Below are 24,197 nucleotides of genomic sequence, written 5' to 3'. Positions count from 1 at the left end.
CGGCAGAACTCAGGACACCTGGGTAGTCAGGTTCATACTGCTGGGAGTGGCTTTGGCCGGGATCACCCAGACAAACACCTCTCCCTTGCTAACCATCCCCAAATGACGTCGGGCTAACTCTTCAACAGCATGGCTTCCCGTTTGCAGGCTCTTCACCTGCGCCACCAGAAGGTCATTACGATCCTCTAGCTGCTTCAAAACCACCTGCTTGCCTTCCAGTTTCTGGTGCAGGTCCACAACATTCCACCAGCTTCCGGAACCAAACCAAAGCGGATATTGCAAGGCACACAGCACGGCTAGAAGCATAAAGTCCGCGAGGCGCATTTCTGCCTTAGCAGTACCTATGCTATTTCTTACGCGCGCCCAATAACCCATGCCGAAAAATCCCCGAAATTTAATGGCCCAGAAAATACCCCATTAAATTCCTTTTAGTCGAGATTATAAAAAGTTGCAAGTCCGGGATAACGAGCCGCGTCACCCAAATCCTCCTCAATACGCAACAAACGGTTGTACTTTGCAACCCGATCCGTGCGCGACAAAGAACCCGTTTTAATCTGACCACAACCGGTAGCTACCGCAACATCCGCCAATGTGGTGTCCTCGGTCTCTCCGGAGCGGTGCGAAACGATAGCCGTATAGCTATGGGTTTTTGCCATTTCAATGGCTGCCAGGGTTTCCGATAAGGTACCGATCTGATTCAGTTTAATGAGGATGCTATTGGCGACGCCGCGCTCAATGCCCTCGCGCAGAATGGTCGTATTCGTCACGAAAATGTCATCACCCACCAACTGCAAACGATCGCCGAGACGGTCGGTCAGCATGATCCAGCCTTCCCAGTCATTCTGATCCATGCCATCTTCAATACTGATCAGCGGATAACGATCGGCCAGTGCCTCCAGGTAAGCTACGAATTGCGCGCTGTTGAGTTCGCGCTTTTCGCTGGCCAGATGATAGCGCCCATCCCGATAAAACTCACTGGAGGCTACGTCCATACCCAGCCAGATATCTTTGCCCGGTTGATAACCCGCCTTGCTGATGGCGTCCATGAGCAATTCCAGTGCCGCCTCGTTGGAAGGCAGATTCGGAGCGAAGCCGCCCTCGTCACCGACTGTCGTTGCCAGCCCGCGCGATTGCAGCACAGCCTTAAGGCTGTGGAACACCTCCACCCCCATCTGCAAAGCCTCAGAGAAAGACTCCGCACCCGCCGGGATCAGCATAAATTCCTGCATGTCCACGTCATTATCGGCATGGGCTCCGCCATTGATGACATTCATCATGGGGACGGGCAACTGTAGTGGGCCCAGACCACCAATATAACGATACAGGGGCTGACCAGCGGCATGGGCGGCAGCGTGGGCCGTTGCCAGCGAGACACTCAGAATCGCATTAGCGCCGAGGCGTGCCTTGTTTTCGGTGCCATCCAGCGCGCAGAGTGCAGCATCGATGTGCTCCTGCTCTTCGGCTTCCATGCCGAGGAGTGCATCCTGGATTTCGCCATTGACATGTTCAACGGCCTTACGCACCCCTTTGCCGCCATAGCGCTGACCACCGTCGCGCAATTCTACCGCCTCGCGCTCACCGGTCGAGGCGCCACTGGGCACGATAGCACGACCCATGGCACCATTTTCGAGATGGACTTCGGCTTCCACGGTGGGGTTACCACGCGAATCGAGAACTTCACGGGCTTGAATGCGAACGATGGCGTTCATGCTAACTCCTCAGGGTGGTTTTCAGGGAAATCTTGGTCTTTCACGAGATGATCCAGCTGCTGGAGGACACGCAACAGACTCTCCATACGTCCCAGCGGCCAGGCGTTGGGGCCATCGGACAAGGCCTGCGCCGGATCAGGATGCGTCTCCATAAAAAGCCCTGACACGCCTGCTGCCACGGCGGCACGCGCCAGCACCGGGACAAATTCGCGCTGGCCCCCGGACCGGTCGCCCTGCCCACCCGGAAGCTGTACCGAATGGGTCGCATCAAAAACCACCGGGCATCCGGTCTGGCGCATCACAGCGAGGGAGCGCATATCCGATACGAGGTTGTTATAGCCGAAGGAGGCACCGCGCTCACAGACCATAATTCGATCATTACCGGTAGCTTTGGCCTTGTTGGCGACATGCAGCATATCCCAGGGCGCGAGGAACTGGCCCTTCTTGATGTTGACCGGCTTACCTGCGACCGCGACGGCCTGGATGAAATCGGTCTGCCGGCAGAGAAAGGCCGGCGTCTGTAGCACATCGGCCACCTCCGCCACGGCAGGCACATCTTCTTTTTCATGCACATCCGTAATGACCGGCACACCCACTTCCCGGCGAACTTTTTCGAGAATGCGCAGTCCTTCGTCCCTCCCTGGTCCTCGGAAACTTTCTCCTGAAGAGCGGTTCGCCTTGTCGTAGGAACTTTTATAAATAAAGGGAATACTGAGCCGTGCACAAATATCGCGCAGTTCTTCCGCCGTGCGCAACGCCAGGGATTCACTCTCAATCGCACAGGGGCCTGCCATCAGAAAGAAAGGGTGCTGCAGACCTGCCTCGAAGCCACAAAGTTTCACGCTACCGCCTCCCGTTCCCGCTGCGCGATGGCGGCGCGCATAAAGGCATCAAACAATGGATGCCCCTCACGCGGATTACTGGTGAACTCCGGGTGAAACTGGCAGCCCAGAAACCACGGGTGGCCCGGCAACTCCACCACTTCCACCAGCTCACTATCCGCAGAGAAACCCGTGTAACGCAACCCCGCCATAGCCAACGAATTGCGGTAACGGTTATTGAACTCGAAGCGATGGCGATGTCGCTCGTAAATCCGCTCCTGTCCATAAGCTTGTGTCGCCAGGCTGCCAGGTTCCAATCGGCATTCCTGCTCACCCAGCCGCATGGTGCCACCCAGATTACCGCCCTCTTCCCGATATGCTTTATGACCTTCGGGATCGGACCACTCGGTCATCAGCGTAATGACTGGCGCCGGAGTCTGGGGGTCCAGCTCTGTACTGTTGGCGTCCGTCAGTCCGGCGCAATGCCGCGCGAACTCAACGACAGCTAATTGCATGCCGAGGCAGATACCGAGATAAGGCACCTTCTGCTCTCGCGCGTAGCGAATGGTGGTGATTTTGCCCTCGGTGCCACGCCCGCCAAAACCACCGGGCACCAGAATAGCATCCGCTTCCGCAAGCATTTCCGTCCCCAGCGTTTCAATATCTTCCGCATCCACATACAGGAAGCGCACACTCCGTCGTGCCCGTAATCCGGCGTGAAGCAACGCCTCGGCCAGTGACTTGTAGGACTCGGTAAGCCCCACATATTTGCCTACGAGAGCAATCACCACCTCGCCTTCCGGGTGTTCCAGGGCGTTTATGATGCCATTCCATACCGAAAGGTCAGGGGCTGGCACCTGCAGGTCGAGATTCTGTACCACCAGATCATCCAGACCCTGCGCATGGAAAAGCAGCGGAATGCGGTAGATGCTGTCGGTGTCGATAGCGGAAATGACCGCCCTTTCCGGCAGATTAGAAAAGAGCCCGATCTTAGCCCGGTGATCGGCTGGTATAGGCCTATCGGCACGGCAGAGCAGCACATCCGGCTGGATGCCGATGGCACGCAGTTCACGTACCGAGTGCTGGGTCGGCTTGGTTTTCATCTCCCCGGCAGACGCCAGATAGGGTACCAACGTCAGATGCATGAAGAGGGTGTCACCCCGTTCCTCCTCTACCGCCATCTGCCGGATCGCTTCCAGAAAGGGCTGCGATTCAATGTCACCGACGGTACCACCGATCTCCACGAGCGCCACATCCGCATCCACCGCACCCAACCGGATGCGCCGCTTGATCTCATCGGTGACATGGGGGATGACCTGCACAGTGCGTCCCAGATAGTCGCCGCGCCGTTCTTTTTCAATAACAGTCTGATAAACCAGACCGGTGGTGAAATTGTTGCGCTTGCCCATCCGCGTCGAGAGAAATCGCTCGTAATGCCCCAAATCCAGATCCGTTTCCGCGCCATCCGCCGTGACGAACACCTCACCGTGCTGGAAGGGGCTCATGGTGCCCGGATCGACATTGATATAGGGGTCTAGCTTGAGCATGGTGACCTTCAGCCCACGCGCCTCCAGCAGTGCGCCAAGAGCTGCGCCAGCGGCGCCCTTGCCCAGAGAAGAAACCACCCCACCTGTTACAAAAATGTATTTGCTCATAGGACTCGCAACGCGCGTTTAACCTGCGCATGGTAGCCAATTCGGACGTGCGGCACAACGCAAACCGCCTTTCTGTGGTGGCCCACGCGCAGCTCCTGCTTCCTTGACATCTCGCCCCAAAACAAAAAAACACGCCGGACTGCCGTTTATGGCTTCAGCCTGGCGCGTTTTCCGTCTCTTGCTGGTGGGGCTGGATATCTCCGGCCCCGGAGAACCTATTTCAGCGTCGCCATGTCTATCACAAAGCGATACTTCACATCGCTCTTCAGCATTCTTTCATAGGCGGTATTGATGTAATCCATGGGGATCATCTCGATATCCGAACCAATCCCGTGCTGCGCGCAGAAATCCAGCATCTCCTGCGTTTCCCGGATGCCACCAATAAGGGAGCCCGCGAGCTGCCGGCGCTTAAAAATCAGATTGAAGACTTCTGGTGACGGATGAGGTTCTGCCGGAGCGCCCACCAGCGTCATCGTACCATCCCGCTTGAGCAGGTTCAGGAAGGTGTCCAGATTATGGGGCGCCGCCACGGTATTGAGAATAAAATCGAAGCTGTTGGCATGGCTGGCCATTTGCGCGTCATCTTTGGAGATGCAGACCTCATCCGCCCCCAGCCGCTTACCATCCTCCACTTTGCCGGGAGAGGTGGTGAACAGCACCACGTGAGCACCCATGGCGTGTGCCAGCTTGACGCCCATATGACCAAGACCGCCCAGACCCACAATGCCGACCTTTTTACCTGGTCCGACCCCCCAGTGGCGTAAGGGCGAGTAGGTGGTGATACCGGCGCAGAGCAGCGGTGCCACGCTCGCCAGATCTTTTTCATCATGCTGAATCTTAAGTACAAAAGATTCTTTGACCACCACGCTCTGGGAATAGCCGCCATAGGTATTTTCGCCACCGAATACCGGGCCGTTGTATGTTCCGGTGAATCCGTTATCGCAGTACTGCTCCTCACCCTCGGCACAGGACGGACAGTGCCCACAACTATCCACCATGCAACCAACACCGGCAAAATCACCGACTTTAAAGTTTTTGACATCCTTACCGACGGCAACCACCCGGCCCACGATTTCGTGACCGGGAACAGCGGGGTACAGCGTATTTTTCCACTCATTGCGGGCGGTGTGCAAATCGGAGTGGCAGACACCGCAGAAAAGTATATCCATCTGAACATCATCAGGGCCCGGCTCACGACGCAGGACTTCGTAGGGCGCCAACGGACTGCGGGCAGTCTGAGCAGCATAGGCTTTAGCCTTCATCATCATCACGTTCTCCTGTTATTACATACCGTCCGGTTGGTTTATAGAATAAGCAATGCCCTGCGCGGCGTCAAGTTGCTGGGGGTACTTTTGTCCCTACGGGTCGCACTTCAGTCCTCTTCAAGAGACACCGGCAGATCGGTACCCAGCAGACGGGTCTCCAGTTTTTTAATGTCGTCCCGCAGCGCCGCCGCCTGTTCAAACTCCAGATTGCGGGCGTGACGGTACATAGCCTCCTCCAGCTCCTTGATTTTTTTAGAAACGGCTTTGGGGTCGCTGAGCACGCGATAATCCGCACTTTTCTCCGCCGCGCGCGCGGCGGGTTGTGCATTACGCCGATAGACTCCCTCAATCAGGTCTGACACCGGCTTGATGATGCCGCGCGGGGTAATGCCATGCACCGCGTTGAACTGCAACTGCTTCTCCCGGCGGCGGTCGGTTTCGGCTATGGCCCGGGCCATGGATTTGGTAACACTGTCGGCGTAGAGAATGGCCCGTCCATGCAGATTGCGCGCGGCGCGCCCGATGGTCTGGATCAGCGACCGCTCCGAGCGCAGGAAACCCTCCTTATCCGCATCCAGAATGGCGACCAATGCCACCTCCGGCATATCCAGACCTTCCCGCAGCAGATTAATCCCGATCAGCACATCGAACACCCCAGCGCGCAGATCGCGAATGATCTCCACCCGCTCCACCGTCTCGATATCAGAGTGCAGGTAACGGCACTTGATACCCAGCTCATGGAGATAATCGGTCAGATCTTCGGCCATCCGCTTGGTCAGCGTCGTCACCAGAATACGCCAGCCGGTACGCACAACGACGTTGATTTCACTGATCAGATCATCGACCTGCCCCTTCGCCGGACGGACGTCCACAGCCGGATCGACCAGACCGGTGGGCCGTACCACCTGCTCCACCACCTGCCCGGAGTGCTCCAGCTCGTAGGGACCGGGTGTTGCGGAAATAAACACGGTCTGCGGCATGAGTGACTCGAACTCGGGGAACATCAGGGGCCGGTTGTCCAGCGCCGAGGGCAGGCGAAACCCGTATTCTACCAGGGTTTCCTTACGCGAACGGTCGCCCTTGTACATTCCCCCGAACTGCGGGACGGTCACATGGGATTCGTCCATAAACAGCAGGGCGTCCTTGGGCAGGTAGTCCATCAAGGTCGGCGGCGCCTGACCGGGCACCCGTCCCGAGAGGTAGCGGGAATAATTCTCGATGCCCGAGCAATACCCCAGCTCGGCCATCATCTCCAGATCAAAGCGGGTGCGCTGCTCCAGCCGTTGCGCCTCGACCAGCTTGTTGGCGCGGCGCAGGTCGTCCAGACGCGAGCGAAGTTCATCTTTAATAGCGTCCAGCGCCGCGAGAATGGTCTCGCGCGGGGTGACGTAGTGGCTTTTGGGGTAGATGGTGTAACGCGGTAAACGGGTGATGGTCTTGCCGGTCAGGGGATCAAAGAGCGATATGCGCTCCAGTTCATCGCCAAAAAGCTCGATCCGAACGGCTTCGTCCTCACTTTCTGCGGGCCAGATATCGATGACATCGCCGTTGACGCGAAAGGTGCCGCGCTTCATTTCCAAAGGATTGCGGCTGTATTGCATCTCCGCCAGACGCTTGAGGATAGCGCGCTGATCCATGGTGGCAGACTCGCGCAGATGCAGAATCATGCCATGGTAGGAGGCCGGATCACCCAGACCGTAGATTGCGGAAACGGTGGCCACGATGATGACATCCGGCCGTTCCAGCAGGGCCTTGGTGGCGGAGAGGCGCATCTGCTCGATGTGGTCATTGATGGCGGCATCTTTTTCGATAAAGGTGTCGGAGGAAGGAACGTAAGCCTCGGGTTGGTAGTAATCGTAATAACTGACGAAATACTCCACGGCATTGTGGGGGAAAAACGCGCGCATCTCCGCATAGAGCTGCGCTGCCAGAGTCTTGTTGGGCGCCATGATGATGGCGGGCCGGTGGGTGCTTGCGATGACGTTGGCCATGGTAAAGGTCTTGCCCGAACCGGTCACCCCCAACAGGGTCTGGAAAAATTCACCAGAAGCAAGGCCGTTCACCAACAGCCGAATGGCCTCCGGCTGATCGCCCTGCGGTGGAAAACTGCTTTCCAGGATAAAGCGCTTGTCCATGCTCTGCTCCGATCGGCTGATACCACCAACCATACACGCTGGCAGCCGTCGGCGAAAAGGGGGCGCTTCGGCTTCCCTGACCGCCACCGGTCCTCTACAATGGTGCGGACGATTTATTGTCGGATTATCCCTTGCGCCTGTAGCTCAACCGGATAGAGCAACGGCCTTCTAAGCCGTAGGTTACAGGTTCGATTCCTGTCAGGCGCACCATATAGAACAATTAGTTATGAAACATCCCAGATCATCAAAGACCTAACATGGGGCGCTTTTGGGACACCACGCCGCAAGCCGTGGGCTCTCACCGGCACCCAATTGATGTTTTGTAAGCCGCTCGCCACCAGGTCGATATACCCACTACAACCATCTAAAATGGCATCACATGATGCCAAAAGAGATTCTCCCTTATGCGAACAACCATCAATCTGGATGATGACCTCCTGGCTCAGGCGAAAAATCTCAGCGGTGTGGAAGATCGCGGTGCCCTCTTGAAAGAAGCGCTGCGCGCACTGATTGAACGGGAGAGCGCTCGTCGCCTGAGTCGTCTGGGCGGAACAGAACCCCAACTACAGGACATACCATGCAGGCGGGAGCCGGACGCTTGATTCTGGTCGATACCTCCGTCTGGATCGACCATTTCCGCTCTGGAGATGCACACCTCTCTACCCTGCTCGATCATGGCATGGTGCAAACGCACGATTTCATCATCGGAGAAATCGCCTGCGGCGACCTCAAAAACCGGCAACAGACCTTATATCTGCTCTCCTGCTTACCCCGATGCACCGCCACCTCTCCAGAAGAAACACTATTTTTCATTGAGCGTCATGGCCTGATGGAGCGTGGTATAGGCTACATGGACGCAAGCATCCTGGCCTCCACCGTCCTCGTGCAGACCGCTCTATGGTCCCGCAACAAACGCCTCATGGCCCCGGCTGCCGATCTTGGATCAGCCTATTCGCCGAAATCATCCGAATAAAATAGCGTCCGACCACAGCATAATAGGCAAGCTCCATCTCCATGGTCGCGGTAACTGTGGCCATAGGCCGCCATCCAATACGATAATTCGCTTCGGTCACACGCGGCTTCCCTGACCTGACGCAATAGCGACAATCTCCGCGTCCATCTCAGTCATAACTGCATCGTGCGGGATGCCCGGACGGGGATCGTCTACAGATTCTAATCCGTCCTATACTTTCAAGAGGGCTGGAAATCCGACCTCGTCGTCCATAAGGCGAGCACGGGGATGGAGCGTAACCATTGACGGTATTTTCATACTTTGATCATGACGCCGACATCGGTGTCATCGGCCGGGGCAGGACCCTGGAAGAGTCCTTCGAGGGCGTAGCGGCGGGGACCTTTGCCATTATGGCCGACCTCGCCCAGGTGCGGGCAGCCCGTTCGGTCCGGATCGACTTCGAGGAGGAAGACCTCGAACTGGCCCTGGTCACTTGGCTGAATACCCTGCTGGCCGAGGCGGGGACCCATGGTCTGGTCTTGGGACGTTTTCGGCTCGTCCGCGATAACAGCCATTGGCAGGGAGAGGCCTGGGGCGAGCCCTGGCGGGAGGATCTGGATCGGGGGGTGGAAGTGAAGGGCGCCACTCTCACCATGCTGCGCGTTTCCCAGGGGCCGGAGGGTTTCGAAGCCCGTTGCGTAGTGGACGTTTGAGCCGCCATTGGGCAAACGCCGTTTTTGGATAAGGATTTCCCATGGACATGAGCCGGTTGCGGAAGCTGAATGACTATTGCTGGACAGCGCCTTTGACCCCCGGCGAGGGGCGGGGACCGGTGCTGCTCTATGGCAGTGAGCCCCTGCTCGTCAGCATGGACGACAAGGTTCTGGAGCAGATTACCAACGTCGCCAGACTGCCGGGCCTGGTGGGGGCGGCCATGACCATGCCCGATGCCCACTGGGGCTACGGCTTCCCCATCGGTGGGGTGGCCGCCTTCGACGCGGACCAAGGCGGCATCATCTCGGCGGGCGGGGTGGGCTTTGATATCTCCTGCGGCATACGGACCCTGCGCAGCAACCTCACGCTGCATGAGGTCGACGGCAAACTGGAAGCACTGGCCGACGCCCTTTATCACCGCATTCCCGCCGGAGTGGGCGAGGAGGGCGAGCGGAAGCTGTCTACCGCGGAATTGGACGCAGTCCTGCAGGAAGGCGCAGAGTGGGCCGTCCACCACGGCTACGGAGACCCAAAGGACCTGGAATACATCGAAGAGCGCGGGCGCATGAGCGGCGCCCATCCAGAGTCCGTTTCCGACTTGGCCAAGCGGCGCCAACGCGGGGAGATGGGGACTCTGGGATCGGGCAACCATTACCTGGAAGTGCAGGTGGTGGACAGCATCCATGACGCCCAGGCAGCCACCGCCTACGGCTTGCAGGAAGGCCAACTGGTGATCACTATCCACTGTGGTTCCCGGGGACTTGGCCACCAAATCGGCACCGAGTATCTGCTGAGCCTGGCCAAGGCCGGGGACCGGCTTGGCATCACCCTGCCCGAGCGGGAGCTGGCCTGTGCCCCCATCCATTCCCCTGAAGGACAGCAGTACATCGGGGCCATGAACGCCGCCATCAATGTTGCTCTGGCCAACCGGGAGATCCTCACTCAGCTCACCCGCGAGGTGTTTGGCCGCATCTTCCCGGACAGTCGTCTGGAACTCCTCTACGACGTCTCCCATAACACCTGCAAAGCGGAAAGTCATAAGGTGGACGGCGTCGAGCGCAAGCTCTGGGTTCATCGCAAGGGCGCTACCCGCGCCTTCGGTCCGGGGCACTCGGCCCTGCCGGAGCGCTACCGGGCCGTCGGACAGCCCGTCATCATCGGCGGCAGCATGGGGACGGGCTCTTATATTTTGGCCGGGATGGCGGAGAGCGAGGAGCGGACCTTTTCCTCCGCCAGCCACGGCGCCGGCCGGGCCATGAGCCGCCATCAAGCCCTCAAGCAGTGGCACGGCAGGGAGCTCATCGACGAGTTGGCGGGCCAGGGTATCCTCATCCGCACCCGTTCCATGCGCGGAGCCGCAGAGGAAGCGCCGGGGGCGTACAAGGACGTGGACCTGGTCGCCGAAGCCACGGAGAAGGCGGGCTTGGCGCGCAGGGTCGTCTTCCTGCGTCCCAAGGTCTGCATCAAGGGGTGAGCGAAACCCCCGGAACAAAAAAACATCCCCGCGAACTGCTGTTTTTGGGGTAATGGATAAAGAGGAAGGTGACACCATGAATAAGGATAAGAAACATCTCATCGTCGGCAACGACAAGCGCAAGCTGCGTACCCTGCTGGATCACATCATCGCCGGTAGCGGTTGGCCCGTGGCCGGCATCCGAGGCGTCCCCGTGAGCGACGTGGCCCATGGACCTCATACGGGTTACCTGCTGCAGGACCTCGGCAGCGGTGAGGAGGCACTGGCGGCTTCCATGGACTTTTCCGGTCCCCCCATGGTGGAGAAGTTCGGCGTGGACACGGCGGCCATCGATTATATCGTCGGTGCTTGCCGCAGCCAGCTCCTGGAGTCCCGGCTCGTTATTATCGACGAGATTGGCCCTATCGAGCTGTCTTCGGACCTGTTTTACACCTGGGTGGTGGAGGTCTTGGAGGGCCTCAGTCCGGTGGTGGCCATCGTGGACCGGCCCTACCTATCCACATACGCCCGTTTCGGTCGGGTGCACGACGTGCGGGATGACGCCGATCTGGAAGCCGTGCAGGACGCCATCCTCATCGCCGTGCAGCCATAGGCTATGCCCGCCCGCAACGCCGCCCCACATGCAACCGCCCTGGTCCGCCACCTGCAGGACACATCCGGCGTAACGTCTTTGTTAGAAACCGAGTCTCAGGCCGGTTAGGGCGATGAGGGAACCGCGTTTTTTCTTTGCCGCTTGGCCGCCGGCTGGCGTGCTTTCCGCCCTGCGCCTGCGCTTGGCTCAGTTCCACCAACGGAACTGGCCGCTGGCCGGTCGCTGCGAACTCCCCCAGCGCTGGCATCTTACCCTTTTTTATTTGGGGGCGTCCGACCCTGCCCGCTTACAAAGACGTCTGGATGATTTATGGCCGGGGCCATTCCCGATCACCCTCAGCTTCGATAGAATAAGGGCATTCAAGGGCGGCCGGGTGCTATGGATCGGTGGTCAGGAGGCGCCGCCGGCATTGACGCAATGGCGGCAGGGGTGGTTGGCGGAAGATGGCGTCGAGGCAGATCCGTTTCTGCCCCATGTCACCCTGCTGCGGTCACCTCGTCCCTGGTCCTGGGAGGAAAAGCCCATCGAGCCATTATGCTGGACCCTGCAGGAATTGACGCTGGTGGCATCCAGCGGCGGACAGTACACCGTGCTGCGTCGCTGGTCATTGGTTTCTTGAAGTGCCGCCCTGGCCATCTCGACTCAACGGTTTACAAGGCCGGCCAACGCCTTGGGATGGGCGTACCAACGCAGCGCACCGCTCAAAGCGCCATCCTCATCCAGGTCAATCGCCAGCGCTGTTGCGGTTTTTATCGGCAGCACCGCACCAGCGAGCCGTTCGGCCCAGTTTCCCAGATGGGGCTGATGACCCACCAGGATCAGGACCTTGGGCTGGGGATCCAGGTTCTGCCAATCGCTGGCGAGGACATCCAGATCACCCGCCGATATGGCGTCGTGCTCCCGAATCTTTTTAACCTTAAAGGCGTTAGCGAGGATATCGGCGGTCTGATGGGCCCGTGGCAACGGGCTGGTCCAGATCAAGACTTTTCCTGACACACAAAGTCGCAATCCCTCCGCCATGCCCTTTACCACCGAACGTCCTGTGGCGGTCAGTTCCCGCTCTTCATCAGAGGGCCGCAGCGTCGGGTCTTCCGCCTTGCCATGCCGCACCAATACGAGTTGCATAGTCTTTATTCCTCCCCAGCCAGAGCTGATGCGCCTGCGCGCCTATTGGACGATTTTACCGGTTTGCATAATCCATTGCGAGAGATAGCGGAACAAAACCGAACTATACTTGCTTCGGGAAGCGTTGTTTCCGCGACAGGAGATCCGTTGATGAACCGTATAGATACATCACAGCGTAAAAAAGGAATCCGGATAGCCGCCACGGCGGGCTTCCTGATGGTGACAGCGCCCGCCATGGCCTTGGCACAGACCAGCACCAACACGCCAGGCCCGGCGGTAGACTTTTATCCCGGCCCGGACATGATGGGGGGTTGGGGTCTCGGCATGATGGGCGCTTTTGGACTGTTTTGGGGATTGCTGTGCCTGCTGGCCCTCGTGGGGATTGTAGGCGGCATTCTGTTTCTGATCCGCGGGGCTTTTGCATGCCGACATCGCCATGGGTGCAGGAGCGGCCTGGCCGGCGACGAAAAGGTCACCGCCCTCAAACTCCTCGACGAGCGCTATGCGCGCGGCGAGATCCAGCGTGATGAGTATCTCGAAAAGCGGGGGGATCTGGGAAAATGAGCACATATACGAGATGGCGGGTAGTATGGGTGGTGGGATGGCTCGCGGTCCTGAGTGGTTGCGTGGTGGCACCTGGACCCGCCTACGTGCAGGGGCCAATTCCTGGGGCCGTCGTCGTGCCTGGGCCGCCGCCGCCCCTGCCTGTGGTAGTGGCTCCACCAGCTCCGGCAATGGGCATGGTATGGACGCCGGGGGCCTGGGTTTGGCGGGGGCAATGGATATGGGGACCAGGACGCTGGGTCTATCCACCCTACCCCTACGCCCGCTGGGTGCCGGACCACTGGTGGCATAGCGATGGGCGCTGGTTCTGGGGCCGAGGCCATTGGATGAGGCGCTAGCTGGTACCGCCCGCGCGGTTCGATCGTGCCACCCCAAAATTTGACGCATCGTGATCATTTGGGGATAAAATGGCGGCAACCAGAATGTACGCCTTTTGGGGGTGCCCACGATCGCCAGAATACGCACTTGCAGATCCGGGCAACCGGAGAGAACCGATCTGGCATAACAACCTTGTGTCTTTGGTGTCATCCAGATGAACGACGACTTTTTTGCTGCGGTTAGGAGGACATGCGATGCAGGTAGACCAGGTGACGAACAACAGCCTCAAGGCAAAGATGGCAAATGCACTAGTCCCGGTGTACGTCTGCATATTTTTGGTTTCGCTTCTGTCCCCTATCACGGCATATGCAGAAAATACTGATCTCAAGCAAGGAGCCGAGCAGGCAGGGCAGACAGTGGGCTCGACTGTCCACAAGATCGGCCAAGCGGGAAAAGCGGTGGGGCTCGGCATCGCTCATGAGGCGGTCGCTATTGGTCACGCGGCAAAGGCAGGAGCCATCCGATTTTGGGAGGCCGCCAAGGGGAATAAGCCATCCGCATCGGGAAGTACCAAGAGTCCAAATTAACAGCCTCGAGACAAATTCGGCTCCGGGTTGCGATTTACTCATTTCCTTGGGGAATACGTAAACTGGGCAGGCAGAAACCAATGAGAAGGCAAGATATGTGAAACTTCTGTGCGGCCAAATCGTTAAACTATTTTGTCAAAATTTGTCAACTGGCAGGTTGGCAAAGTATTGGAGTATAGCGCTTTATTTATTTATCTTTGTCGGCTATCAAATGCTCACTTACCGGGGAATCTCTTCGGTCCATCCGGGTGGATTGGTGGTGGTGTCTGCCTTTGCACCTGTCATCATTGTTTTCTTATTTATATCGTGGAGCACGCGTTACCGAATTATCGGCCTTGCCTCTATTATTGCTGGATGTGTAGCATTGTGGCATTACCAAACCATTCTTGTGCACTACCTAAACTGGACGTACCTGGTCCAAAGGAGCGGTATTTTCGCATTATTGGCCACGGTATTCGGCGTCACTTTGCTTCCGGGGCATACCCCCTTGATATCGCGAGTTGCCGACCTGGTTCATGGTCCCCTGAGCAAACAGGTAGAAATTTATACTCGACATGTGACAATGGCCTGGACATTGTTTTTCGCCATCATGACAGGCCTGCCTCTGATTGTTTTCATATTTGCGCCACACCATTTGTTATTTTTATTGACCAACATCGTTACCATGACGCTAATGGCTTCCATGTTGTTTGCTGAATACATAGTTCGCTGTCGCACCATCCCCGTAGGCGAGCGTTCCGGAATGATGGAAGGACTTCGTGCCTACTTCCATTATTCCGGCAAAACTGCGATGAGCAAACAGCAATCGCGCAATAGCATCCACAGGCCATGAACGTCCTCCCCCTGCTGACCCATCAATCGGCAAGCGATATCGTAGCATTTCGTCATGGCAAAGCGATAACCGTGCATCAATTCTTGGCGGATGTGGCACAGCTTCGTGCCATACTTCTTCCAGGGAAACATGTTCTTAATATTTGCCGTGACCGCTACCGCTTCATGGTAGGCCTCGCTGCGGTCATGACTGCCAATAAAATAAGCCTGTTGCCGTCCACATATACACACGAAACCGTCAGCCAGATGGCCCGCTTCGCTCCGGATGTGTTTTGCCTCAGCGATGGTGATAACGATATAGATCTACCTCAACTTTCATTACATGAAGGACCTCCCGTACCGGCGACAAATCACAATCTGCCGATCCCCCTCCTTCCGGAAACTCTACCGGTAAGTTATGTATTCACTTCCGGATCCACCGGAAGCCCGGTTCCTCATCTGAAAACCTGGGGCACGCTGGTAGGCAGCGTCCGGGCCGAAGCCCAGCGCCTGGGCTTACTGGATGGCCGTAAATATGCGGTGCTTGGTACGGTTCCACCACAGCATATGTACGGCTTCGAATCAACCATACTGATCGTTCTACAATGTGGCGGCGCCCTCAGTGCGCCGCAATATTTTTACCCTGCGGATATTTGCGCTGAACTTTCATTGCTGCCACGCCCACGATTGCTGGTGAGCACGCCAATTCACCTCCGCGCTTTACTAGGTACAGGTTCTCCTTTGCCACCTGTCGACTTGCTGGTTTCCGCTACGGCTCCATTGACCCAGGATCTGGCAAGAGAGGCGGAAACCTGCTTCGATGCCCCTCTGCAAGAAATTTACGGATCCACTGAAACGGGCCAGATTGCTACCCGACGCAGTGCAGAAACCGATGAATGGTCGTTATTACCAGAACTGCGTTTGACGGCACAACTTGGGCGCGTGTGGGCAAGCGGTGGGCATGTGGAACAAGCAACGGAACTCAGCGACAGACTAGAGATTATTAACGATGAGCGTTTTCTTCTTCATGGTCGAGCCGCTGATCTTGTCAATATAGCGGGCAAACGCAGCTCTCTGGCTTATCTAAACCATCAGCTTAATTCCATCCCAGAGGTACAGGATGGTGTATTTTTTATGCCCGACGACGGTGCGGCGGGCAGCGTAAAGCGCTTGATGGCATTTGTTGTGGCGCCGGGAATAGATGCGCATTCGATTTACGCCAAACTGCGTGAGCGCATTGATCCGGCATTTCTTCCCCGGCCATTACAGATTGTGGATGCGCTACCGCGTAATAATACGGGGAAGTTACCGCGCGACGCGCTTCAGTTGCTGGTCACGGTGCATCCTCATAAAGAGGAGAACAATCCTGGCACACCATGAAGTTTTCTTCAGCATCCCGGCGCAACACCCCGTCTTCTCTGGCCATTTTCCCGGGCGTCCCATGGTTCCCGGTGTAATGCTTATGGACGAGGTCATTCATCTGGTGGAGTCTGCGACCGGGCAAGCGATGATGACAGGAGGCCATATCGCTATGGCCAAATTTTACAGCCCCGCATCTCCCGGAGAAATACTGACACTCTGTTTCGATACGAGAGCAGATGCGTCCATCGCCTTCGCGATTCACGCGAATAACCGCAAGATAGCCGCTGGCAATTTGTCTCCCGCCATAAAGACATCAACCTGCTGATGCCCCCCCCAGACCAAGCGTCCACACCCCCAAACCACCCCTCCTGGGCACAGCATCCAGAGCGTGGAAGCCTGACCATGCTTCGGGTGATAACCTGGATTTCCATGAAGCTAGGCCGCCGTCAGGCCCGCGCCATATTGCACCTGATCGCCGGATACTTTTTCTTGTTTGCACCAACGGCCAGGCGGTCATCGCGAGCCTACCTCACGCGAGCGCTCGGCCAACCTGCACGTATATGGCAGATCTACCATCATTTTCTTACCTTCGCCGCAACAATTCATGACCGTATTTATTTGCTCAACAATCGTTTCGATCTCTTTGACATACATGTACACCAGCCAGAGGCTATCGACACGGCCATTGCCGCCGGACAAGGGGCATTGCTTCTCGGAGCACATCTCGGCAGTTTTGAGATGCTCAGGGGCGTTGGTCAGCGGCACGGAGGTCCTCGCGTGGTCATGGTGATGTATGAGCAAAATGCCCGGCGCATAAATGCCATGCTTTCGGCCATCAACCCGATAGTCGAACAAAATATCATACCCCCCGGCCGTATGGATTCAATGATCCGCGTTCATGAACAACTGGAAAACGGGGCCCTGGTTGGTCTGCTGGGTGATCGCCTTTTTAATAAGGAGAAAGTGCAATCCATCCCCTTTCTGGGCAAGCCCGCCCTTTGGCCCAGCGGGCCTTTCCGGATGGCGGCGACCTTGCGTAGACCGATTTTCTTTATGGTCGGTCTGCATACCGGGCCGGGGAAATATGAGATTTTTTTTGAACAGCTGGCTGATTTCACTGATGTCGAACGAAACGACCGGGAAGTAGTCCTGCACCGGGCTATGGAAAAGTACGTCAGCCTGTTGGATAAGTACTGTCATGTAGCGCCTTATAACTGGTTTAATTTTTTCGACTTCTGGCAACAAGGTTAGAGGGTAGTCTGATGACCATATCTGAAGTACTTCGGCAACTGCGGGATACCCGGGTGACGTCGCGCAGCAGTGCACCCTCACCCACCACCGCCCCTGGACGGATCTTTTTTCACCTCGGGGCGGCGATCCTGCTCGTGCTCCTAAGCCTAAGTACGGCGCTGACGGCGACCGCTCAGGCATCAGAATGGAACATTGATCATCTGATGCAGTCCTTGTCACACGCAAAACCCGGTCGCGCCAGATTCGTCGAGAAGAAATCGCTAACCATGCTGGAAAACCCCATAGAATCATCCGGTAGACTGCTTTTCATCGCCCCGGACATCTTGGAGATGCACACCCTCAAGCCAAAAAATGAGGTGATGCGCATACAAGGCGACGTGCTCACCATTGACCACCAAGATATCCCTCTGGAAGATCATCCGGAACTACAGGCATTTATCGATAGCATACGTGGCACATTAACCGGGAACCGGCAGATGCTGGAGCGATACTTTCGTCTTTCTTTGGATGGCAGCAAGGGCAACTGGACCTTGACGATGCTGCCCAGGCAAAAAAAGTTGGCGGACTTGATTCAACATATTCTGGTCAGCGGTAGCAACGATACGGTAACCGGCATTGAAACATTAAAAACAAACCGCGATCGTTCCCTGATAACCATCATTCAGTCACCCACCCCGTGAGGGAAAACCGCGTTTTCGTCATTGCAACCTGGCTCGCTATTTTGCTTGTCGGTGGCTTATTGATCAGCACCGCCAAATTCACAGCAAATCTTTCGGAATTCTTGCCGCGGTCCCCCAGCGCGCAGCAGGCAGTCCTGAATGAACAATTACGTCAGGGCGTTCTATCACGCCAAATCATGATCAGCATTGAGGGCGGCGACGCTGCCATACGCGCCAAGCTCTCCAATGATCTGGTCCGGAAGCTTCAGGGTAACACTGCCTTTTTGTCCATCAACAACGGCAGCAGCAATGGTGATACCCGAATATTTCATTATATTTTTTCTCATCGCTATTTGTTGAGCCCCACCGTCAACCAGACACTTTTTACCGTTGCCGGACTACACAACGCCATTGCCAATTCCATTGATTTGTTAGCTACTCCAGGCGGAGAGATGGCCCAGTCACTGTTCCCTAATGATCCTACCGGGGCCACAGTGCAGATGATCCAATCCATGGGAAGCGGGACGAAACCGGCGACCCGCGACGGAGTGTGGTCCGCGCGTTCCGGCAAGAGTGCCTTGATCTTAGCGCAAACCCAGGCTTCCGGTTCCGCTACGGATGCCCAGCAGGCAGCGATCAACGAGATACAAACGGCATTCGCCGTGGCGAAGTCGGAAGCGGGTTCCGTAGCTACGAACACGACCTTGATGATGACTGGCGTCGGGGTGATTTCGGTAGCCTCCCGCGATACCATCGTCCATGCAGCCGAGTGGATGTCCATCATCAGCATAACGCTTATTATTTTCTTGCTATTGCTCATATACCGCTCCGGTATCGTGCTTATTTTAGGTCTGATACCCGTATTTTCCGGGGTGATCGTCGGAATTTCTGCAGTAGCGCTCGGCTTTTCTGTTGTCTACGATATCACTCTGGGGTTTGGTACAGCATTAATTGGCGAAGCCGTAGATTATTCCATTTATTTTTTTGTGCAGTCTGGACCATCGGCAACAAGTAGTGAAGAATGGATACGCAAGTACTGGCCGACCATCAGATTAGGGGTGCTCACCTCTATCATCGGGTTTGCCAGCCTGCTATTTTCAAATTTGCCGGGGTTAGCACAACTCGGCCTTTATGCAATTACCGGGCTTCTCACTGCGGCAACCGTCACCCGACTGGTATTACCAACCCTGCTGCCTAGCAATTTTAAATCACGGGATTTAAGCAATATTGGCGAACAGCTGCTTCGCTTGACGCGTGTGCTTTCCACTATGCGGCCTGGCGTCGTGTTGCTACTGATGGCGGCGAGCGCCGTCCTCATCAGCCATCGCAACAAGATTTGGAACTACGACCTGTCTGCGCTGAGCCCGGTTCCGGCGGCAGCGCAACGACTCTATACGCAAATGCGCGCTGACTTGGGTGTATCCGAGGGCGGTTATCTGGTCGTCGTTTCTGCACCCACCGTCAACGCCACGTTGGCTGCGGCCGAAAAAGCCGACAATGCGCTACAAAAATTGGTAGAAAATCACGTCATTGCCGGCTATGAAAGTCCCGCCCGGTACCTGCCGAGCGTCACCTTACAACAGGAGCGGCAAGCGGCGATTCCCCCGAAAGATGTGCTGGAAAGGCGTTTGCATGAGGCCCTGCTTGGCCTACCGGTAAAAGCGTCCCTGTTTACACCATTCATCAAGGAATCCGAGGCGCAACGCACGCTCTCACCTCTAACCCTTGCCGACCTGCGCGGCACAGGTATCGGGATGCTGGTAAACAGCATGCTTGTCCGCCACAGCAATGGCTGGGACGCCATTCTACCGCTCAAGGCGCCGGCTTCAGGCATAGTGGACACGCAGCGCGTGCGTGCCGGGCTTGCCCGGCACCATATCACGGGTGCCATGCTCATCGATTTGTCCGACATATCAAATAAATTGTATAAAAATTATCTGATAAATGGGATTAAACTATCATTATCCGGTGTCGTCTTTATTGCCTTACTATTGTTATTCGCATTGCGTTCCCCGATGCGCGTCTTCAGGATACTGCTACCGTTGATTGCGGCCGTCCTGACTGTGTCCGCCGGGCTTGTCTCGCTCGGTTATGAGCTAAATATCATGAATCTGATCGGGCTGATGCTGATTGTCGCCGTCGGATCAAACTACGCACTCTTTTTTGACCAGGGCGACGGGCAGGTCCACGGGGAAATCGCTCCGCGTACGCTGGCCTCCCTGGTCATCGCCAACATCGCCACCATCATGGGATTTGGGCCACTCGCTTTTTCCGGGGTCCCGGTACTACAGGCCATCGGTGTCACCGTCGCGCCGGGCGTTTTTCTGGCGTTGTTATTCTCTGCCAGCTTTTCTCAACACACAACAGCTTGATCCCAAGTTTCCCAAAATGCCCTGACCAACCGCCAGATGCTTCAGCTTACAGCGTGCGCGAAAAGGATTTTCTAGTTGGCCTTGTGCGCCTGCACATAAGTGCAGAGGCTACGCAAACAACTAAATATTTCTACCTTGTTGTCATTGTCGCTTGATATCATTAACCCGTATTGTTTTCCTATGACCATAGATATCTCCAGAATATCAATGGAGTCAAGCCCCAATGTTCCACCATATAACGGCGCCTCAGGATCAACTTCCTGCGGACTCATGGGGAGATTCAGCGCCGCTATTATTAAAGCACTTAACTCCAGTTCCTGGGGCGTAAGACCGTACATATTTGATAATCTCCATTGCTTAATGTTTAACCGCACGTTAGGTGGCGATACGTGCTGGGTGGCATGATCCAGCGCCTCCGGCAGGAGGACGGCGGTATCCGCCCCGTTCCACTTTTATGATTCTACCTCAGATGGCTACTTGGTTCACAATCTGTGGATACTACCCTGGGCTAGGTAGCCACTGGGCTCTGTTTGACATTCGTCGGTCGCCCAATCACAATGTCCGCATCATCTATTATTATGATTTATAAGACACATGCCACCGGTGTTCGTATCACGCCTCACTGCGACAAGCTGTATCGGCCGCGGTCTGGACCAAACCCTTTCTGCACTGCTTGAGCGCCAGAGCGGGCTGAAGCAGTGCGCCTTCCAGGATATCGACATCAAGACCTGGATCGGCGAAGTGGATGCTATTGACGATGAGGAAATGGAACCGGAGCTACGAGATTACGACTGTCGTAACAATCGGCTGGCGCAGTTGGCCCTGCGCCAGGACGGATTTTCCGAGGCAGTGGATACTGCCGCCAGGAGATGGGGCAGAGGGCGGATCGGCGTTTTTCTGGGGACCAGCACTGCAGGCATTCTGCAGACCGAGTGGGCATTTCGGCACCGCGCCCCCATTAGCGGATGTCTGCCCACGAATTTTGTCTATGCCGCCACCCATAGCCCGTACTCTCTAAGCGACTTCATCCGGCGCAAATTGCGCCTTGAGGGTCCGGCCATGTCGGTGTCTTCCGCCTGCTCTTCCAGCGCCAAGGCCCTCGCCTCGGCAAAGCGCATGCTCGACGCGGGGCTGATTGATGCCGCCGTAGTTGGCGGCGTAGATTCATTATGTGCTACTACCCTCTATGGTTTTCATTCGCTGGGGCTGCTGGCCGACGGACCCTGTCGGCCTTTCAGCGACGACCGTAAAGGTATTTCCCTCGGTGAGGCCGCCGCCTATCTGCTGCTAGAACGCCTGCCGGACCGCCCCGCCGACGGCAATGCGGTGCTTTTATTAGGTGTGGGCGAATCCAGCGATGCCTATCATATGTCATCGCCTCACCCCGAGGGCCTGGGAGCACGTATGGCCATGGAGCAGGCGCTGTCTTCGGCCGGGTTAAGCCCTGCAGATATTGACTATATCAATCTGCACGGCACCGCCACTTTCAACAATGATTCGTCCGAGGCCATAGCCGTAGCCGACGTCTTCGGAGCCACAACGCCATGCAGTTCTACCAAGGGAGCCACCGGCCACACCTTAGGTGCCGCCGGAGCGCTGGAAGCCGTCATTTGTGCCATCGCCATCCAACATGACCTGATGCCAGCAGGCCCGGAGATTGGACAGACCGACACCACGACCGGCATTCAATACCTCGCGTCCAATAAACGGCAAAGGGTTTCCCATGTATTAAGCAATTCCTTCGGTTTTGGTGGCAGCAACTGTAGTCTGGTCTTCGGCCGCTTCACCTAGCGAAACGACATCATGACATTGCTCAGTGCACACCTTGAAGGTATAGGCCTGCTCGGCCCTGGCGTCACCAACTGGCCGCAAGGGTTGGCCATGCTTACCGGACAAACGCGCTACCAAAAGCAGAAAACCGTATTATCGCCACCTACTTCGTTGCCACCGGCAGAGCGGCGCCGCGCCAGTCCGGGGGTCATGGCTGCCCTGGAGGTGGGCTATGAGGCCTGCGCCATGGCCGACGTACAACCTGCAGATCCGGCGTCGGTATTTGCCTCGTCAGGGGGTGATGGTCGTATCTGCCATGCCATCTGTTCGGCGCTGGCGTCGGGGGACACCATGATTTCTCCCACCCAGTTTCATAATTCCGTACACAACGCCATTTCCGGTTATTGGGGCATTGCGGCGGGTGCCATGACGCCGTCCTCCGTGGTCAGCGCCCATGATGGGAGCTTCGCTGCCGGACTATTGGAAGCGGTGATGCTGCTGGTAAGCGCGCAGCGCCCCGTATTATTGATCGCCTGTGATAGCGATTACCCACAGCCTCTGCACGATGTCCGTCCGGTTCCCGATACTTTTGCCGTGGCACTACTGCTGACAGCTACGCCACATCCCGGAAGAACCATCGCGCAACTCAGTTTTTGCGGCGAAACGTTATTTACGGACGCCGCAGTGCAACCCATGGATGACCTTGCCCTTGAAACCTTGCGCCAATCCATTCCTGCCGCACGCTGCCTCCCTCTGCTTCAGGCCATAGCGAGAGGAACAGCCGGGCGCATCGTCCTGGATTATGTGAATTCACCGCGTTTGGCAGTGGATGTAGCACCGTGCGGCTAGACCGTCAGTGGATTGCCAAACAAATACCGCACCAGGGCGGCATGCATTTGCTCAATACTGTAGAGCGATGGGACGAAAACACCATTACCTGCACGGCCACCAGCCACCGATGGGAAACATTGCCCCTACGCGCCCACGGGCGGCTCGGCGCCGCCTGTGGTATTGAATATGCGGCACAGACCATGGCCGTACATAGCGCCTTATTATGCTCCACAACCGAAGAGGGGCGCGCAGCCCAACTAGGCTATCTCATCAGTGTGCGTAATATAGTACTGCGCGTATCGCGCCTTGACGACATCGACGACGACCTCACGATTACGGCGGAAAAGCTCTCCGATAAGAGCAATCTATTATACCGCTTCTCCGTTCTGGGCCAGGGCCGCGTGCTGCTGGACGGGCGTGCGGCACTTCTACTGGACACCAATCCGTCTGCAGCGGTGCATTCCCCTGCCCTACCTGCAGACAGCCGGGAGGAGCCGCATGCCTAAGCGCGCCCTGGTCACCGGAGGCAGCGGCGGCATTGGTGCCGCCATCTGCAAAAAACTCGCCGCAGATGGGCTCCAGGTCATTATCCATACCCATCGCAACCCGGTGAAAGCGCAGGCCCTCGCCGACTCCATCATCGCCGCAGGTGGCGACGCATCAATATCGGCTTTCGATGCCACTGATGCACAGGCTACCGCTTTGGCCTTGCGGGATGTGCTCGAAGCCGGACCCATCCAGGTCCTGGTCAACAATGCCGGCATTCACGACGATGCGGTCTTCCCGGCCCTCGGTGCGCGGCAATGGCAGAGCGTGATAGACGTATCCCTGAATGGTTTCTTTCATGTAACGCAGACCGTGCTCATGCCCATGATCCGCACGCGCTGGGGGCGTATCATCAATATCACCTCGGTGGCCGCTCTCACGGGCAACCGAGGTCAGGTCAATTATTCAGCGGCCAAGGGTGCGCTGCATGCGGCCACCAAGTCCCTGGCACTGGAGGTCGCCAGCCGCGGGATTACCGTCAACGCCGTGGCGCCTGGCATCATCGCCACGGACATGAGCGCGCAGGCCTTCACCGCTGATGCCATCGCGCAAGTGGTGCCGATGAAACGTGCCGGACGAACCGAGGAGGTGGCTGATCTGGTTGGCTTTCTCGCCTCGGAGCAAGCTGCCTACATCAGTGGCCAAATCATCTCCATCAATGGCGCCATGGCATAAACCCTGGAGC

At 56.9% G+C, this 24,197-nt stretch carries 28 protein-coding genes, 1 tRNA gene and 1 pseudogene; 20 read left to right on the top strand and 10 right to left on the bottom strand.

What is annotated here, in order from left to right; translation table 11 throughout:
* Positions 1-9: 9 nt before the first annotated feature.
* The 6 genes from M0P56_RS00835 to uvrB all read right to left on the bottom strand — a co-directional run bounded on the left by M0P56_RS00835 (position 10) and on the right by uvrB (position 7,585).
* Positions 10-375, bottom strand: coding sequence for a septum formation initiator family protein (locus tag M0P56_RS00835; RefSeq protein WP_291508162.1), 366 nt, complete (start codon positions 373-375; stop codon positions 10-12).
* A 53-nt stretch (positions 376-428) separates the two neighbouring features.
* Complete coding sequence (eno, locus tag M0P56_RS00830) at positions 429-1,709, bottom strand: phosphopyruvate hydratase (protein WP_291508161.1); 1,281 nt, start codon at positions 1,707-1,709, stop codon at positions 429-431.
* On the bottom strand, positions 1,706-2,551 hold the full coding sequence (gene kdsA / locus M0P56_RS00825; protein WP_291508160.1) for a 3-deoxy-8-phosphooctulonate synthase: 846 nt from the start codon (positions 2,549-2,551) through the stop codon (positions 1,706-1,708). The genes eno and kdsA overlap by 4 nt, the downstream gene beginning before the upstream one ends.
* A complete protein-coding gene (locus M0P56_RS00820; RefSeq protein WP_291508159.1) occupies positions 2,548-4,185 on the bottom strand; it encodes a CTP synthase in 1,638 nt (545 codons plus the stop codon). Before M0P56_RS00820 ends, kdsA begins: the two co-directional genes overlap by 4 nt.
* Positions 4,186-4,400: 215 nt before the next feature.
* Positions 4,401-5,453: an NAD(P)-dependent alcohol dehydrogenase gene (locus M0P56_RS00815; RefSeq protein ID WP_291508158.1), complete on the bottom strand. Its 1,053-nt coding sequence runs from the start codon at positions 5,451-5,453 to the stop codon at positions 4,401-4,403.
* A 104-nt stretch (positions 5,454-5,557) separates the two neighbouring features.
* The gene (gene uvrB, locus M0P56_RS00810) at positions 5,558-7,585 is read right to left on the bottom strand and encodes an excinuclease ABC subunit UvrB (protein WP_291508157.1); all 2,028 of its coding nucleotides are present in this window, start codon (positions 7,583-7,585) and stop codon (positions 5,558-5,560) included.
* A 133-nt stretch (positions 7,586-7,718) separates the two neighbouring features.
* On the opposite strand from uvrB, the gene M0P56_RS00805 reads away from it, so the two are divergent.
* The 3 genes from M0P56_RS00805 to M0P56_RS00795 all read left to right on the top strand — a co-directional run bounded on the left by M0P56_RS00805 (position 7,719) and on the right by M0P56_RS00795 (position 8,558).
* Positions 7,719-7,795 (top strand) — tRNA-Arg (locus tag M0P56_RS00805).
* 194 nt (positions 7,796-7,989) lie between these two features.
* The gene (locus M0P56_RS00800) at positions 7,990-8,187 is read left to right on the top strand and encodes a type II toxin-antitoxin system VapB family antitoxin (protein WP_291508156.1); all 198 of its coding nucleotides are present in this window, start codon (positions 7,990-7,992) and stop codon (positions 8,185-8,187) included.
* The gene (locus M0P56_RS00795; RefSeq protein WP_291508155.1) at positions 8,163-8,558 is read left to right on the top strand and encodes a VapC toxin family PIN domain ribonuclease; all 396 of its coding nucleotides are present in this window, start codon (positions 8,163-8,165) and stop codon (positions 8,556-8,558) included. The genes M0P56_RS00800 and M0P56_RS00795 overlap by 25 nt, the downstream gene beginning before the upstream one ends.
* A gap of 96 nt (positions 8,559-8,654) precedes the next feature.
* On the opposite strand, the pseudogene M0P56_RS12355 reads toward M0P56_RS00795, so the two are convergent.
* A pseudogene (locus tag M0P56_RS12355) lies at positions 8,655-8,756 on the bottom strand (antitoxin); the annotation flags it as partial.
* 83 nt (positions 8,757-8,839) lie between these two features.
* Here M0P56_RS12355 and M0P56_RS00790 point away from each other — a divergent pair.
* The 4 genes from M0P56_RS00790 to M0P56_RS00775 all read left to right on the top strand — a co-directional run bounded on the left by M0P56_RS00790 (position 8,840) and on the right by M0P56_RS00775 (position 11,936).
* Positions 8,840-9,250 carry an archease gene (locus M0P56_RS00790; protein WP_291508154.1) on the top strand — a complete coding sequence of 137 codons (411 nt, stop codon included), beginning with the start codon at positions 8,840-8,842 and terminating at the stop codon, positions 9,248-9,250.
* 41 nt (positions 9,251-9,291) lie between these two features.
* A complete protein-coding gene (locus M0P56_RS00785) occupies positions 9,292-10,725 on the top strand; it encodes an RtcB family protein (protein WP_291508153.1) in 1,434 nt (477 codons plus the stop codon).
* A gap of 76 nt (positions 10,726-10,801) precedes the next feature.
* Entirely contained in the window at positions 10,802-11,317 is a 516-nt protein-coding gene (locus M0P56_RS00780; RefSeq protein ID WP_291508152.1) for a nucleoside-triphosphatase, read from the top strand.
* Between the two features lie 112 nt (positions 11,318-11,429).
* Entirely contained in the window at positions 11,430-11,936 is a 507-nt protein-coding gene (locus M0P56_RS00775; protein ID WP_291508151.1) for a 2'-5' RNA ligase family protein, read from the top strand.
* 23 nt (positions 11,937-11,959) lie between these two features.
* Here the strand turns inward: M0P56_RS00775 and sixA are convergent, their stop codons facing one another.
* Positions 11,960-12,442, bottom strand: coding sequence for a phosphohistidine phosphatase SixA (gene sixA, locus M0P56_RS00770; RefSeq protein ID WP_291508150.1), 483 nt, complete (start codon positions 12,440-12,442; stop codon positions 11,960-11,962).
* 150 nt (positions 12,443-12,592) lie between these two features.
* On the opposite strand from sixA, the gene M0P56_RS00765 reads away from it, so the two are divergent.
* The 8 genes from M0P56_RS00765 to M0P56_RS00730 all read left to right on the top strand — a co-directional run bounded on the left by M0P56_RS00765 (position 12,593) and on the right by M0P56_RS00730 (position 18,014).
* Entirely contained in the window at positions 12,593-13,006 is a 414-nt protein-coding gene (locus tag M0P56_RS00765) for an SHOCT domain-containing protein (RefSeq protein WP_291508149.1), read from the top strand.
* Positions 12,969-13,298, top strand: coding sequence for a hypothetical protein (locus M0P56_RS00760; protein WP_291509257.1), 330 nt, complete (start codon positions 12,969-12,971; stop codon positions 13,296-13,298). The genes M0P56_RS00765 and M0P56_RS00760 overlap by 38 nt, the downstream gene beginning before the upstream one ends.
* A 280-nt stretch (positions 13,299-13,578) precedes the next feature.
* Positions 13,579-13,911 carry a hypothetical protein gene (locus M0P56_RS00755; RefSeq protein ID WP_291508148.1) on the top strand — a complete coding sequence of 111 codons (333 nt, stop codon included), beginning with the start codon at positions 13,579-13,581 and terminating at the stop codon, positions 13,909-13,911.
* Between the two features lie 97 nt (positions 13,912-14,008).
* Positions 14,009-14,743: a hypothetical protein gene (locus tag M0P56_RS00750; RefSeq protein WP_291508147.1), complete on the top strand. Its 735-nt coding sequence runs from the start codon at positions 14,009-14,011 to the stop codon at positions 14,741-14,743.
* The gene (locus M0P56_RS00745) at positions 14,740-16,101 is read left to right on the top strand and encodes an AMP-binding protein (RefSeq protein WP_291508146.1); all 1,362 of its coding nucleotides are present in this window, start codon (positions 14,740-14,742) and stop codon (positions 16,099-16,101) included. Before M0P56_RS00750 ends, M0P56_RS00745 begins: the two co-directional genes overlap by 4 nt.
* Positions 15,998-16,408: a hypothetical protein gene (locus tag M0P56_RS00740; RefSeq protein ID WP_291508145.1), complete on the top strand. Its 411-nt coding sequence runs from the start codon at positions 15,998-16,000 to the stop codon at positions 16,406-16,408. Before M0P56_RS00745 ends, M0P56_RS00740 begins: the two co-directional genes overlap by 104 nt.
* A complete protein-coding gene (locus M0P56_RS00735) occupies positions 16,408-17,334 on the top strand; it encodes an acyl-CoA synthetase (protein WP_291508144.1) in 927 nt (308 codons plus the stop codon). The genes M0P56_RS00740 and M0P56_RS00735 overlap by 1 nt, the downstream gene beginning before the upstream one ends.
* 11 nt (positions 17,335-17,345) lie before the next feature.
* Entirely contained in the window at positions 17,346-18,014 is a 669-nt protein-coding gene (locus tag M0P56_RS00730; RefSeq protein ID WP_291508143.1) for a LolA-related protein, read from the top strand.
* Between the two features lie 164 nt (positions 18,015-18,178).
* Here the strand turns inward: M0P56_RS00730 and M0P56_RS00725 are convergent, their stop codons facing one another.
* Positions 18,179-18,325, bottom strand: a complete 147-nt coding sequence (locus tag M0P56_RS00725) for a hypothetical protein (protein ID WP_291509256.1) — start codon at positions 18,323-18,325, stop codon at positions 18,179-18,181.
* A gap of 120 nt (positions 18,326-18,445) precedes the next feature.
* On the opposite strand from M0P56_RS00725, the gene M0P56_RS00720 reads away from it, so the two are divergent.
* Positions 18,446-20,365, top strand: a complete 1,920-nt coding sequence (locus M0P56_RS00720; protein WP_367273205.1) for an MMPL family transporter — start codon at positions 18,446-18,448, stop codon at positions 20,363-20,365.
* 71 nt (positions 20,366-20,436) lie between these two features.
* On the opposite strand, the gene M0P56_RS00715 is transcribed toward M0P56_RS00720, so the two are convergent.
* On the bottom strand, positions 20,437-20,703 hold the full coding sequence (locus M0P56_RS00715) for a phosphopantetheine-binding protein (RefSeq protein WP_291508142.1): 267 nt from the start codon (positions 20,701-20,703) through the stop codon (positions 20,437-20,439).
* 256 nt (positions 20,704-20,959) lie between these two features.
* Here M0P56_RS00715 and M0P56_RS00710 point away from each other — a divergent pair, with 256 nt between their 5' ends.
* Genes M0P56_RS00710 through fabG form a run of 4 tightly spaced genes read left to right on the top strand, consistent with a single transcriptional unit; the run spans position 20,960 to position 24,187 of the window.
* Positions 20,960-22,156 (top strand): beta-ketoacyl-[acyl-carrier-protein] synthase family protein, encoded by a 1,197-nt coding sequence (locus M0P56_RS00710; RefSeq protein WP_291508141.1) that lies wholly within the window; start codon positions 20,960-20,962, stop codon positions 22,154-22,156.
* A 12-nt stretch (positions 22,157-22,168) separates the two neighbouring features.
* A complete protein-coding gene (locus M0P56_RS00705) occupies positions 22,169-22,984 on the top strand; it encodes a beta-ketoacyl synthase chain length factor (RefSeq protein ID WP_291508140.1) in 816 nt (271 codons plus the stop codon).
* Positions 22,975-23,472, top strand: coding sequence for a 3-hydroxylacyl-ACP dehydratase (locus tag M0P56_RS00700; RefSeq protein ID WP_291508139.1), 498 nt, complete (start codon positions 22,975-22,977; stop codon positions 23,470-23,472). The genes M0P56_RS00705 and M0P56_RS00700 overlap by 10 nt, the downstream gene beginning before the upstream one ends.
* On the top strand, positions 23,465-24,187 hold the full coding sequence (gene fabG, locus M0P56_RS00695) for a 3-oxoacyl-ACP reductase FabG (protein ID WP_291508138.1): 723 nt from the start codon (positions 23,465-23,467) through the stop codon (positions 24,185-24,187). Before M0P56_RS00700 ends, fabG begins: the two co-directional genes overlap by 8 nt.
* Positions 24,188-24,197 lie beyond the last annotated feature (10 nt).

Source organism: Acidithiobacillus sp. (assembly GCF_023229925.1).
In the GTDB taxonomy this organism is placed as follows: Bacteria; Pseudomonadota; Gammaproteobacteria; order Acidithiobacillales; family Acidithiobacillaceae; genus Acidithiobacillus.
The sequence above is the reverse complement of the archived record's forward strand: the minus strand, read 5'-3'. Positions and strand labels throughout refer to the sequence as shown.

Bases quoted from the DNA above. Each gene is read 5' to 3' on its own strand.
- M0P56_RS00835 (WP_291508162.1), bottom strand. From the start codon at position 375: ATGGGTTATTGGGCGCGCGTAAGAAATAGCATAGGTACTGCTAAGGCA.
- eno (WP_291508161.1), bottom strand. From the start codon at position 1,709: ATGAACGCCATCGTTCGCATTCAAGCCCGTGAAGTTCTCGATTCGCGT.
- M0P56_RS00820 (WP_291508159.1), bottom strand. From the start codon at position 4,185: ATGAGCAAATACATTTTTGTAACAGGTGGGGTGGTTTCTTCTCTGGGC.
- M0P56_RS00815 (WP_291508158.1), bottom strand. From the start codon at position 5,453: ATGATGATGAAGGCTAAAGCCTATGCTGCTCAGACTGCCCGCAGTCCG.
- uvrB (WP_291508157.1), bottom strand. From the start codon at position 7,585: ATGGACAAGCGCTTTATCCTGGAAAGCAGTTTTCCACCGCAGGGCGAT.
- M0P56_RS00800 (WP_291508156.1), top strand. From the start codon at position 7,990: ATGCGAACAACCATCAATCTGGATGATGACCTCCTGGCTCAGGCGAAA.
- M0P56_RS00795 (WP_291508155.1), top strand. From the start codon at position 8,163: ATGCAGGCGGGAGCCGGACGCTTGATTCTGGTCGATACCTCCGTCTGG.
- M0P56_RS00785 (WP_291508153.1), top strand. From the start codon at position 9,292: ATGGACATGAGCCGGTTGCGGAAGCTGAATGACTATTGCTGGACAGCG.
- M0P56_RS00780 (WP_291508152.1), top strand. From the start codon at position 10,802: ATGAATAAGGATAAGAAACATCTCATCGTCGGCAACGACAAGCGCAAG.
- M0P56_RS00775 (WP_291508151.1), top strand. From the start codon at position 11,430: ATGAGGGAACCGCGTTTTTTCTTTGCCGCTTGGCCGCCGGCTGGCGTG.
- sixA (WP_291508150.1), bottom strand. From the start codon at position 12,442: ATGCAACTCGTATTGGTGCGGCATGGCAAGGCGGAAGACCCGACGCTG.
- M0P56_RS00765 (WP_291508149.1), top strand. From the start codon at position 12,593: ATGAACCGTATAGATACATCACAGCGTAAAAAAGGAATCCGGATAGCC.
- M0P56_RS00760 (WP_291509257.1), top strand. From the start codon at position 12,969: ATGAGTATCTCGAAAAGCGGGGGGATCTGGGAAAATGAGCACATATAC.
- M0P56_RS00755 (WP_291508148.1), top strand. From the start codon at position 13,579: ATGCAGGTAGACCAGGTGACGAACAACAGCCTCAAGGCAAAGATGGCA.
- M0P56_RS00745 (WP_291508146.1), top strand. From the start codon at position 14,740: ATGAACGTCCTCCCCCTGCTGACCCATCAATCGGCAAGCGATATCGTA.
- M0P56_RS00740 (WP_291508145.1), top strand. From the start codon at position 15,998: ATGCGCTACCGCGTAATAATACGGGGAAGTTACCGCGCGACGCGCTTC.
- M0P56_RS00735 (WP_291508144.1), top strand. From the start codon at position 16,408: ATGCCCCCCCCAGACCAAGCGTCCACACCCCCAAACCACCCCTCCTGG.
- M0P56_RS00730 (WP_291508143.1), top strand. From the start codon at position 17,346: ATGACCATATCTGAAGTACTTCGGCAACTGCGGGATACCCGGGTGACG.
- M0P56_RS00725 (WP_291509256.1), bottom strand. From the start codon at position 18,325: ATGAAATATTCGGGTATCACCATTGCTGCTGCCGTTGTTGATGGACAA.
- M0P56_RS00720 (WP_367273205.1), top strand. From the start codon at position 18,446: ATGGCCCAGTCACTGTTCCCTAATGATCCTACCGGGGCCACAGTGCAG.
- M0P56_RS00715 (WP_291508142.1), bottom strand. From the start codon at position 20,703: ATGTACGGTCTTACGCCCCAGGAACTGGAGTTAAGTGCTTTAATAATA.
- M0P56_RS00710 (WP_291508141.1), top strand. From the start codon at position 20,960: ATGCCACCGGTGTTCGTATCACGCCTCACTGCGACAAGCTGTATCGGC.
- M0P56_RS00705 (WP_291508140.1), top strand. From the start codon at position 22,169: ATGACATTGCTCAGTGCACACCTTGAAGGTATAGGCCTGCTCGGCCCT.
- fabG (WP_291508138.1), top strand. From the start codon at position 23,465: ATGCCTAAGCGCGCCCTGGTCACCGGAGGCAGCGGCGGCATTGGTGCC.